General features: G+C 59.9%; 9 protein-coding genes. 8 read left to right on the plus strand and 1 reads right to left on the minus strand.

Translation table 11 applies throughout. The features are described 5' to 3' along the window. Positions 1–32: 32 nt before the first annotated feature. Genes ACMLHG_RS15835 through ACMLHG_RS15870 form a run of 8 tightly spaced genes read left to right on the plus strand, consistent with a single transcriptional unit; the run spans position 33 to position 8257 of the window. On the plus strand, positions 33–776 hold the full coding sequence (locus ACMLHG_RS15835; protein WP_417171116.1) for an IclR family transcriptional regulator: 744 nt from the start codon (positions 33–35) through the stop codon (positions 774–776). A 27-nt stretch (positions 777–803) separates the two neighbouring features. Beyond that, positions 804–2126, plus strand: a complete 1323-nt coding sequence (locus ACMLHG_RS15840) for a mandelate racemase/muconate lactonizing enzyme family protein (protein ID WP_417171112.1) — start codon at positions 804–806, stop codon at positions 2124–2126. 12 nt (positions 2127–2138) lie between these two features. Next, positions 2139–3203, plus strand: coding sequence for a serine hydrolase domain-containing protein (locus ACMLHG_RS15845; protein WP_295810096.1), 1065 nt, complete (start codon positions 2139–2141; stop codon positions 3201–3203). Between the two features lie 2 nt (positions 3204–3205). Then, positions 3206–4213 (plus strand): glycoside hydrolase family 113, encoded by a 1008-nt coding sequence (locus ACMLHG_RS15850; protein ID WP_295810094.1) that lies wholly within the window; start codon positions 3206–3208, stop codon positions 4211–4213. A 4-nt stretch (positions 4214–4217) separates the two neighbouring features. Continuing rightward, complete coding sequence (locus ACMLHG_RS15855) at positions 4218–5183, plus strand: mannonate dehydratase (protein WP_417171113.1); 966 nt, start codon at positions 4218–4220, stop codon at positions 5181–5183. Between the two features lie 12 nt (positions 5184–5195). Next, complete coding sequence (locus tag ACMLHG_RS15860; RefSeq protein WP_294436413.1) at positions 5196–6686, plus strand: endo-1,4-beta-xylanase; 1491 nt, start codon at positions 5196–5198, stop codon at positions 6684–6686. Between the two features lie 28 nt (positions 6687–6714). Next, positions 6715–7470, plus strand: a complete 756-nt coding sequence (locus ACMLHG_RS15865; RefSeq protein ID WP_295810089.1) for an RraA family protein — start codon at positions 6715–6717, stop codon at positions 7468–7470. 13 nt (positions 7471–7483) lie between these two features. After that, positions 7484–8257 carry an SDR family NAD(P)-dependent oxidoreductase gene (locus tag ACMLHG_RS15870; protein ID WP_417171114.1) on the plus strand — a complete coding sequence of 258 codons (774 nt, stop codon included), beginning with the start codon at positions 7484–7486 and terminating at the stop codon, positions 8255–8257. 70 nt (positions 8258–8327) lie between these two features. On the opposite strand, the gene ACMLHG_RS15875 is transcribed toward ACMLHG_RS15870, so the two are convergent. Next, entirely contained in the window at positions 8328–10529 is a 2202-nt protein-coding gene (locus ACMLHG_RS15875; protein ID WP_417171115.1) for a type IV pilus twitching motility protein PilT, read from the minus strand. Positions 10530–10648 lie beyond the last annotated feature (119 nt).

The following is a 10648-nucleotide window of genomic DNA, read 5'->3' on the forward strand; positions in this document are numbered from 1 at the left end:
ATCATAAATCTAGATATTCAAATATGAATAAAATGCAAAATAATACCATTCCTGCCGTAGAGAAGACAGTGGCGATTTTGAATTGTCTCGGCAACCGGAACGGAGGAGCGACGCAGGCGGAGCTTGCTGCGGAGCTCGACATTACTCCGAGTACCTGCTACCGGATACTGCAGACGCTGCTGGCGGCGGATTTCGTCCGCAAGGGAGCGGGCGGGCGTTACGACCTCTCCAACGGACTTGCGCCGGTGGTGCGCAAACTTTCCGACTTCACGGCGCGGTTCAGTGTGGTCCAGCCGGTGCTCGACCGTCTTGCAGCGGAGACCGGACTTTGCTGCAAACTTTCGATTCGGCAGGGAAGGGACCAGGTCTCGATTCTGCGGGCGGAGTCACCGCGGCCGATGGCGGTTTCCGGCAAGATCGGTGTTCATTTCCCGATTGTGGAGGGATCTGTCGGTGCGGCGCTGCTGGCGGATGCTTCGCCGGGAGAGATTCGAGAGCTTGCCGCAAGTTGTACTGTTCCGGTTGCCGAACAGAATCATGCCGAACTGGTGCTTGCCGGGGTGGAGGCGATCCGGCGGCATGGTTACTGTTTCAACGCCGGGAAGAACCGCTGGCGGGTCGATGCTCTTTCGGTTCCGGTCCGGGATATGGAAGGCAATGTGATTGCTGCGCTTACGTTGCTCGGCAGTGACGCCGATTTCACCGGTGATCAGGAACAGGCGCTCGCCGCCGCAGTGCGGCGTGCCGCGCGGGAATGTGCAAAACTTTGCGGTTGAATATTATATCATCTTTCAGGAGGAACCATGAATCAGAAAATTGATCCAGCAACATTGAAAATCACCGATATGCGGTTTGCCGACATCGACGGCGCGCCGAAGCGGTGTACGCTGCTCAAACTCTACACCAATCAGGGATTGATCGGTTACGGCGAGGTGCGCGACGCTTCCAGCCGTACCTACGCCGCGATGCTCAAGAGCCGCATTCTCGGCGAAAATCCCTGCAACATCGACAAGATTTTCCGCCGGATCAAACAGTTCGGCGGGCCGTCCCGGCAGGCGGGGGGCGTCTGCGGCATTGAAGTTGCGCTGTGGGACCTCGCCGGCAAGGCGTGGGGTGTTCCGGTCTGGCAGCTGCTGGGCGGGAAGTTCCGCGATCGGATCCGGGTCTACTGCGACACCGACTCCGAGGGCGGCGGGCGCGACATGGGCCGGGCGCTGGTCGATCGGATGAAGCAGGGGTACACCTTCCTCAAAATGGATCTCGGGATCGAACTTCTGATGGAACAGGAGGGGTGTCTCTCCGCTCCGCTCGGCTTCCTGGAAAAGATGCGCGAGTACAAGCAGACCGTTTTCGCCACGCCGCACGGTTCGATCGATCCGCGGGCGATGCGCGGCGAGGCCTACGACCTCTTCAACACCGCGCACGGATTCACCGGCATCCATCTCACCGAAAAAGGATTGGATTATCTCGATCAGTATATGGCTGACGTACGCAAAGTGACCGGATACGATATTCCGATTGCGATCGACCATCTCGGCCATATTCCGGTGGAGGACTGCATCCGGCTGGCCCGGCGGCTGGAGAAGTACAATCTCGCCTGGATGGAGGACCCGGTGCCGTGGCAGTGGCACGATCAGTACCGGCGCATTGCGGCGGCGACCACGGTTCCGCTCGGCACCGGCGAGGACATCTACCTCAAAGAGAACTTCCGGCCGTTGCTGGAATCCGGGGCTCTGGCGGTGGTTCATCCGGATGTGCTCACCGCAGGCGGCATTCTGGAAACGCACAAAATCGGCGACATGGCCGAGGAGTACGGCGTTCAGATGGCGATTCACATGGCGGAGAGTCCGATCGCCTGTCTGGCGGCGGTCCACGTCGCGGCGGCGACCCGGAACTTCATGGCGCTCGAGGTCCACTCGGTGGATGTGCCGTGGTGGCCTGATCTCATCGCGCCGCGTCTGGAAATCCGCGACGGATTCATCACGGTTCCCGATGCGCCCGGTCTCGGCATTGAAGCGTTGAATGAGTCGTTGATCCGTGAGAAACTCCATCCCGACTTCCCCGAAGCGTGGGCGCCGACAACTGAGTGGGACAAGGAGTGGGCCAACGACCGCCAGTGGTCATAAAAAGGTGAGCCTATGTACGGAAAATGGGAAGAGATCATCGGCGATGAAATCAACGATGGCGTGATCGACGGAGCGGCTCTGCTGGTCTGCGATCCGGAACGGGAACTTTTCCAATATGCCTGCGGAGAAGCCGCCGACGGAGTGGCGATGAACTGCGACACGATCATCGATGTCGCCAGTGTAACCAAGGCCGTCGCGACGGCGACGGCACTCCTGCTCTGCCACAGCCGTGGCATGGTCGACTTTGACGCGCCGTTCACCCGGTATCTGCCCGATTTCACGGCTCCTCTGCCCGGCGGTCCGATCACAGTACGGGAGCTGGCGCTCCACATATCGGGATTCAGCCACGAAAATCAGCCGGAACGCCAGTACTTTGCCGAGGACGGGTGCGAACTGTTGCGTAACACCCTCCGTTTCCCGCCGCTCTTCCCGCCTCGGACGCACTTCGAGTATGCCTGCTGGAATTATCTGCTGCTCGGCCAGATCGTTGAACGGATCACGGGCCGCCGTCTGACGGAATTCTGTCAAACGGAGCTCTTCGAACCGCTCGGTATGACGGATTCGTCGCTCGGGCGGCCCGTCATCACCGCCCCCGGCAGGCTCGCACAAACCTGTGGGACGAATGCACCGGGGGAGATCTCGGATTTCGTCGCCTTCCGCGTCTATCGCGACGGTGGCTGCGCGGGAAATGCCGGGATGTTTTCCACGGCACGGGACCTCGGAAAATTCTGCCGGATGCTGCTTCAGGGCGGCCGTCTTCCCGGCGGCGGCGAGTTGTTCCCGGAAGCCCGGCTTCGCGAATTTACCGTCAATGCAATGCCGCCGCATCTGCCTGTAAAACGCAGTTTCGGTTGGATCATGAGGGACGCATATCGTCCAGAATCCGCGTCCGATCAGATCATCTATCATTCAGGATGGAGCGGTCAGACTCTCTACATCGATTTCGGGCTCCGGCTTTGTGTGGTGGTGTTGACGACGCGCCGCGGTGATTATGAACGCGCCAAACGCGACCGGAGCCGGATTGCATCGCTGCTGCTGGAAAAATTCACCGCAAAGAAAAAGGAAGGGTTCCGGTAGAGATGAGTTCTGTGGATAAACTGTTCGTCAAGGGCATCAGTTTCGGTTTCATGGCGGGACGGGGCTACTATCGCAGCGCCGCCGGTCAACGTGAAATTGAAAACATCTGCAATCTCGGAGTCAGCTATGTTGCATTGATTGCGACAGTTGCACAGGAGAGTTATCAGTCCACCCGAATGTTCGAGGACTTCCACTATACCCCCGCCGACACCGAGCTGGCCGCAGCGATTGAGACGTTCCACCGCCATGGCATCAAGGTGATGCTCAAACCGATGATCGAATGTCTCGACAGTGTCTGGCGCGGCAACATTTGTTTCCCGGCGAAACAGATGATGATCCCGGGGATCGAGGTTGACTACTGGGGGAAATGGTTCGCAAACTATACCGAATGCATGGCACACTATGCGCAGCTGGCCGAGGAAAACGGCGTTGAACTCTTCTGCATCGGATGCGAACTCATGGGATGCGAACCGCAGGAGAACCATTGGCCGGCGGTGATCCGGAGGGTGCGTGAGATTTACCACGGTCCGGTGACCTACAATGCCAATCAATATCATCCAGGTAAACCATTTGTCCGCAAATGGTTCAGCGAACTCGACCTGCTCGGCGTCAGCTTCTACACCGGCACTGCCCGGCCCGATCCGACCGCAACCGAACTTGCCGCTGATCTCCAGCCGTCAGTGGACGCGCTCGAGGCCGTGGTCAGGGAGACCGGTGTGCCGCTTTTCTTCGCCGAATGTGGTTCGCGTTCGGTGGCTGGCGGTACTCTGCAGCCGTGGATGTATTACAACGAAGGCGATTACGACGGGGAGAGTCAGGCGAACTACCTCGCCGGTGTCGTCCGGGCGTTTTCGAGCTGTCCCTGGTGGAAGGGATTGATGTGGTGGAAGTGGGATGAACAGCAGAAGCGCCCCCACTATACGCAGCCGCACGGCGACACGGGGTTCACGATCCACGGCAAACCGGCGGCGCAGGTGATGAAGAGATGGTGTGCAGGAGAGGAGTTGTAATTCTATGAAACTCGGATTGATGCTGCCGGTGAAACCGGATATCCGCTGGATTCTGGCGCGGCAGGTCGGTGTGGAATACGCGATCACCAAGGCCGCTCCCGAACTGTCGGGGCAGTTGCCGCCGTGGGACTTCGAATCGCTGCACAGCGTGAAGACACGTTTTGCGGAGCAGGGGTTCCGGCTGTGGGCTCTCGAAGGGGATGAATTCGATATGAGCCGGATCAAGCTCGGGTTGCCCGGGCGCGATGAGGATATCGAGCATTACTGCATGATGTTGAGGAATATGGGTCGGCTCGAAATTCCGCTTCTCTGCCTCAACTTCATGGCCGGTGTCGGCTGGTACCGCACCCGGGTGGATCTGCCGGAGCGGGGAGGGGCGCTGACCAGTGAATTTGACCGCGCCGCGATGCCGCCGGAGCCGGAGCTGAAGCTCTCGCATGAAAAGTTATGGAGCAACTTCGAATATTTCATCCGGGCGGTGATTCCGGCGGCGGAAGAGGCCGGGGTGAAGATGGGGTTGCATCCGGATGACCCGCCGATTGACCGGCTCTGCGGATATCCGCGCATTCTGACCAGTGCCGCGGCATTCCGGCGCGCGCTGGCGCTGGCGGCAAGTCCGAACTGCGGGGTGACCTTCTGTCAGGCGAACTTCCGGGCGATGGGGGAGGATGTTCCGGCGCTGATCGAGGAATTCTGCCGCAAAAAGCAGCTTTTCTTCTTCCACTTCCGCGATATCGAAGGGACGGCGGAGCATTTCCGCGAAACCTTCCATGACAACGGACCGACCGATATGGCGAAGCTGTTGAAGCTTTTGAAAGAGAATGGATTTGACGGGATTCTCCGCCCGGATCATACGCCGACGATGGCGACCGAGGAGAACTGTGAACCCGGCTATGCCATGCTGGGCAATCTATTTGCCGTCGGATATATCCGCGGCATTCTGGATGCACTGAAAACCATTGAAAAATAAAGGGATGGTGTGATGACAGAATATCGTAAACCAAACGTGTCGCAGGCGGAAATCAACGAAGCATTCGGTCCCGCCTATCGTGAACAGTGGAATGACAAGTTGCAACGGCAGATCGATGCCGACATCGAGAAAAACCGCAAAGCGGAAGGGGAGTTTTCGCTGCCCGCTTCCGCTGCCGGGCGGGAGATTCAGGTCGAACAGCTCTCGCACGATTTCATCTTCGGCGCTCACATCTTCAACTTCGATCAGCTGGGAACCGATGAGCGCAACCGCCGTTACAAGGAGTTGTACGGCACACTGTTCAACTCCGCGACGATCGCCTTCTACTGGAAGCAGCTGGAGCTGGAGGAGGGGCATCCCCGTTTCCGGCCCGAATACCGTGACTCCGCCGATTTCTGGAACCACTGCCCGAATCCGAACTCTCAGCCGCACTGGCGCCGCCCCGCCACCGATCCGGTGGTGGAGTTCTGCCGCTCGAAAGGAATCCGGCTTCATGGACACACGCTGGTCTGGGGCAACAACCGCTGGCAGATTCCGGACTGGCTGATTGGGCGGATGCCTCTCCATTTTCTCAAGAAGGCCAATCTGGAGCAAAATCCATCGGATGGCACCTTGGAGTGTCAGGCTACCGCGTATCCCTTTGAGGAGATGTCTGCTGACGAGATGGCGGAGGCGATGCCGGAATACACCACGCTGCTTAACGTCCTCACCGCGAAACGGATCATGGAAATTGCCGTGCGGTACGGTGACAAAATCGACAGCTGGGATGTCGCCAATGAGAGCGCCGCCGATTTCGGGAAGGGGCGGATGGTCCCCGGTTCGAAGCTGTGCAAGAGCTGGTATGGTCCGATGCCGGGCGACTATACCTATCGGGCATTTAAGATCGCCGAGAGCGTTTTCCCGGAAAAGGCGAAACTGAACATCAACGATTACAACCTTTCCGAAGATTATCTTCAGCAGGTATGCGATCTGCGCCGCCGGGGCTGCAAGATTGATATCATGGGGGCGCAGATGCATCTTTTCGACCCGCAGATATGTCTGAATATTGCTTCCGGCAAGGATCTTCGGCAGAGTCCGGAGACAGTTCGTCGAACGATGGAGCTGATCGGCAAGGCCGGGTTGCCGATTCACCTGTCGGAGATCACCATCACCTCTCCCGGAGGAGACCGCCGCGGCGAAATCATTCAGGCCGGAATCTCCCGCAACCTCTATCGGCTCTGGTTCAGTCTGGCTCCGATGATGGGCATCACCTGGTGGAACGTGGTCGACGGCTGCGGTGCACCGGGTGAACCGGCGATCTCCGGATTGTTCACCCGCGATATGGAGCCGAAGCTCTCCTATTTCGCGCTCAATGATCTCATCCATCACGAATGGCACACGAGTCTGTCGTGCCGCGCCGACCGCGAGGGAAAAGTGGGCTTCCGGGGCTTCCGGGGCCGTTACCGTCTAAGCTGGACCTCCGCGGAAGGCAAGGCGGAGTCGATGGAATGTCATCTGAAATAACACTCATGCAACACAAGGAGATGTGAATATGCCTTCCCTTCAGGACATGAAGCAGAAAGCCAAAGAAGCCGGTCTCATGAAACTCGATCGGCTGATTGCCACCCGTCAGCGCATTCCGAACTGTGAACTGGCCATTCCGCTCGACGAACTCTGCGCCCGGTACGAGAAACTCTACACCGGATGCATCAACGATGTGATGCGGGAACTCTGCCTGCTCAATCAGAATCTGCCGTCGAACATCATGCCGCTGCGCGATGAGATGGTGGTCTGCGGCGAGGCGTTCACGGTCAAGAGTGCGCCGAATGTGATGATCGAGGGGGAAATGACCTTCCGCGCTCAGATGCTCGACGAGATGAAGCCGGGCGGGCTGGTCGTCTGGGATACCTCGGAGGACACCGAAGCGTCGCTCTGGGGCGGTGTGATGACCGCCACCGCCATTTCGAAGGGAATCCGTGGCGCAGTGATTTCCGGCGGCATCCGCGATACGAAGCAGATTCTCGAACAGAAGTTTCCGCTCTTCTACAAGTATCGCACCAGCAACGGTTCGCTTGGCCGCTGCATGATTACCCACTATCAGGTTCCGGTCCGGATCGGCAAGGTGACTGTCCGCCCCGGCGACATCATCTTCGGCGACATCGACGGTGTGCTCTGCATTCCGCGTGAAATCGCCTGCGACGTGCTGTTGCGCGCCGAGGGGATCGAACGCAACGAGATCGATATCTTCTCCTGGGTCCGGCAGGGCGACACCATCTCCGAGATCATCGAAAAAGGCGGTTATTTCTAAGAGGACGCAGACGATGGATGGAGCATTGGAAAAACTGTTCTCCCTCGCCGGTCATACGGCGCTGGTGACCGGTTCCAGCCGGGGCATCGGCCGGGAGATTGCGCTTACGCTCGCCCGGGCGGGCGCGACGGTGATTCTGCACGGATCGCGGGAGTCCGCGAAACTCCGCGACGCCGTCGAGCTTGTGAAACAAATCGGCGGGCGGGGCGAATGCGTCACCGCCGACCTTACGGATGACAAGGCAACCGCTGCACTTCCCGACGCCTGCCGGGCGCTGGGGCTGGAGGTGGATATTCTCGTGCTGAACGCCTCCATTCAGGAGTATCTTCATGTGACCGATTACGAACCGGAGGAGTTCGCGCGGGAGTTCCAGGCGAACGTCGGCGCGGCGTTCCGGCTGGTGAAGGAGTTCTCCCCCGCGATGCGCCGGAAGCGCTGGGGGCGGATTGTCTGCGTCGGCAGCGTCAACCAGCTTCGCCCGGCGACGCGGCTGTCGATCTACTCCGCAACCAAAGCGGCGCTGGAGAATTTCACCGTCTGCTGTGCGAAGGAGTTTGCCGCCGACGGCGTCACGGTGAACAACCTCGTGCCCGGCGTGATTCTGACCGACCGCAACGAGAAGATTCTGAGCGATGAGGCGTTCCGGGAGACGGTTCGCAGTTCGGTTCCGCTCGGCCGGTTCGGGAGTGTTGCCGACATGGCGGGAGCGTCACTTCTGCTCTGCAGCGAGGCCGGCGCCTACATTACCGGCATTGAACTGCCGGTGACCGGCGGCATGCATCTGTAGAAGGAACGGCCCGGTTTGCCGGTATTCACCGGGTTCCGCAGAGAGCGCGGAACCCGGTGTTCTCTTTTGTTCAGAAGGCGTTGACCTGTTTGGCGTCGAGCGAGAGGGACTCCACCTCTTTGCCGGAGACGAGATTTTTCCGGAGCAGCTCTTCCAGCGCGCGCCGCATGGTGATCATGCCGTCCTTGAAACCGGTTTCGAGCGCCGAGGGGAGCTGGCCGCTCTTGCCGTCGCGGATCATCGACTGAACCGGCGGCGTGCCGACCATGATCTCGAAGGCGGCGATGCGTCCGTTGCCGTCCCGCCGGGTGAGCAGCCGCTGCGAGACGACGGCGAGCAGAACGCCGGCGAGCTGCAGCCGGATCTGATTCTGCTGATGGGAGGGAAAGGAGTCCACGATGCGGTCGATGGTCTGCGGCGCGCTGTTGGTGTGCAGTGTGGCAAAGACGAGGTGACCGGTTTCCGCGGCGGTGAGGGCGGCGGAAATGGTGTCGAGATCGCGCATTTCGCCGACCATGATGATGTCCGGATCCTGCCGCAGCGCGAACTTGAGGGCCGTGGCGAAGGAGAGGGTGTCGGAGTGAACCTCCCGCTGTTCGACGAGCGAAAGCTGGTTGGCGTGAAGGTATTCAATCGGGTCTTCGATCGTGATGATGTGCCGCGAACTGGTGCGGTTGATGTGATCGATCAGACTGGCCAGCGTGGTGGATTTGCCGCTTCCGGTGGGGCCGGTGACGAGAATCAGCCCCTGTTGTTTCTCCACCAGCTTGACCAGCTGCGGCGGAATGTTGAGCGCTTCCGGTCGCGGGATATCGTTGTTGATGACGCGGGCGGCGATGCCGACCGTGCCGCGCAGGAAGAAGCCGTTGATGCGGAAACGGTAGGTTTTCGGCAGGGGATCCGCGTCGGAGAGGGTCATCGAGATGGAGATGGCGAAATCGATCTCCCGCGTCTCCTCAAATTCAACCCGCTGGCGGGGCGAGAGCAGACTGAAGAGCAGCCGTTGGGTGTCCGTCGGGGTGAGTTCGGGCAGTTCCATCGCGCGCAGATTGCCGCTGATGCGGATAATCGGACTGGTCCCCGAGGAGAGAATGAGGTCCGAGGCGCCGAGTTTGACCGCACTGCGGAGCAGCCGCTTCATATCGATGTTGACGTTGTCGATGACGTTGGCCGTGCTGTTGTAGTAGTTGCGGAAGGTGTCCACGCCGGACTCCATGCCGCGCAGATAAAGGCGGAATTCCGCTGGATTGCCGGAGGCGTGTTCGGCGACCTCCTGCGAGATGAGCCCTTCGCGACAGAGCTGGAAGAGCGAACGGTTGAAGGGGAGCATGCCCGCTTCCGCTCCGCGCCGCAGAGAATCCTCCAGCGCCTGAAAGTCGCGCGCGGCAATCTGTTTGCGGACCGTCGGGGTGCCGAGGAGAAGTTCCAGCGCCGGAATCATGCCGCTCTGATCCTGACGCGGCAGCAGCCGCTGGGCGACGACCGCGACCATCGCCATGCCGAGGTCGGAAGCGACCTGTTCGCGCTGTTCTTCCGGATAGAGATCGATGATCCGTTCGATGGCGGTGATGGAGTCGCTGGTGTGAAGCGTCGAGAGCACCAGGTGGCCGGAGAGCGCGGCGGTGACCGCGGCGCGGACCGTGGCGAGGTCGCGCATTTCGCCGATGACGATCACGTCGGGACTTTCGCGCATGGCGCTGTGGAGCGCGAAGCTGAAGCTGTCGGCATTGCCGTCCAGTTCCCGCTGCGTGACGAGGCTTTTGGCGTCGTGGTGCAGATATTCGATCGGGTCCTCCAGCGTGAGGATATGTTTGCAGAAGTGGGCATTGATGTAGTTGAGCATGGCGCTCATCGTGGTGGATTTGCCGTTGCCCGCCGCACCGACGACCAGGATGATGCCGCGCGATTCCGAACAGATCTGCGCGAGGGTGTCCGGCAGATGGAGGTCGGCGAAATCCAGTTCGTCTCCGGAGCGGATCGGCCGGGCAACCAGCGCCGGCCCGTTGCTGGCGGAGAAGAAGTTGATGCGGAAGCGCGCCTCCGGCGTGGGCGCGAAGGCGGCGTCGGTGCTTCCTGTCTGCAGATAGAGCTGTTCCTGTTCCGGTGGAATCACGCTTTTCCGGAAAAGATCGATCTCCTCCCGGGTGATGATCTGTTCACTGTAGGGCGCAACTTCGCCGTAGCGGCGGAACGCCGGCGGTTTCCCGGCGGAAAGGAACAAATCGGAGGCGTTGTTGCGGACGGCGTTTGCAAAAATCTCTGTGATTGTCATAAGGCTCCCCTTCCGAAAACAATGGTTGTCCGCCGCAAAGCGGACTTGAAAAATCAGCTCCCGGACATTACCTTAATACCACTTTACGAGAAAACCAAATCAGGAACCCCCTCTTTATG

Origin of the sequence: Victivallis sp., assembly GCF_048170485.1 — a bacterium.
In the GTDB taxonomy this organism is placed as follows: Bacteria; Verrucomicrobiota; Lentisphaeria; order Victivallales; family Victivallaceae; genus Victivallis.

Coding starts and splice junctions, on each gene's coding strand:
- ACMLHG_RS15835 (WP_417171116.1), top strand. CDS start 33: ATGCAAAATAATACCATTCCTGCCGTAGAGAAGACAGTGGCGATTTTG.
- ACMLHG_RS15840 (WP_417171112.1), top strand. CDS start 804: ATGAATCAGAAAATTGATCCAGCAACATTGAAAATCACCGATATGCGG.
- ACMLHG_RS15845 (WP_295810096.1), top strand. CDS start 2,139: ATGTACGGAAAATGGGAAGAGATCATCGGCGATGAAATCAACGATGGC.
- ACMLHG_RS15850 (WP_295810094.1), top strand. CDS start 3,206: ATGAGTTCTGTGGATAAACTGTTCGTCAAGGGCATCAGTTTCGGTTTC.
- ACMLHG_RS15855 (WP_417171113.1), top strand. CDS start 4,218: ATGAAACTCGGATTGATGCTGCCGGTGAAACCGGATATCCGCTGGATT.
- ACMLHG_RS15860 (WP_294436413.1), top strand. CDS start 5,196: ATGACAGAATATCGTAAACCAAACGTGTCGCAGGCGGAAATCAACGAA.
- ACMLHG_RS15865 (WP_295810089.1), top strand. CDS start 6,715: ATGCCTTCCCTTCAGGACATGAAGCAGAAAGCCAAAGAAGCCGGTCTC.
- ACMLHG_RS15870 (WP_417171114.1), top strand. CDS start 7,484: ATGGATGGAGCATTGGAAAAACTGTTCTCCCTCGCCGGTCATACGGCG.
- ACMLHG_RS15875 (WP_417171115.1), bottom strand. CDS start 10,529: ATGACAATCACAGAGATTTTTGCAAACGCCGTCCGCAACAACGCCTCC.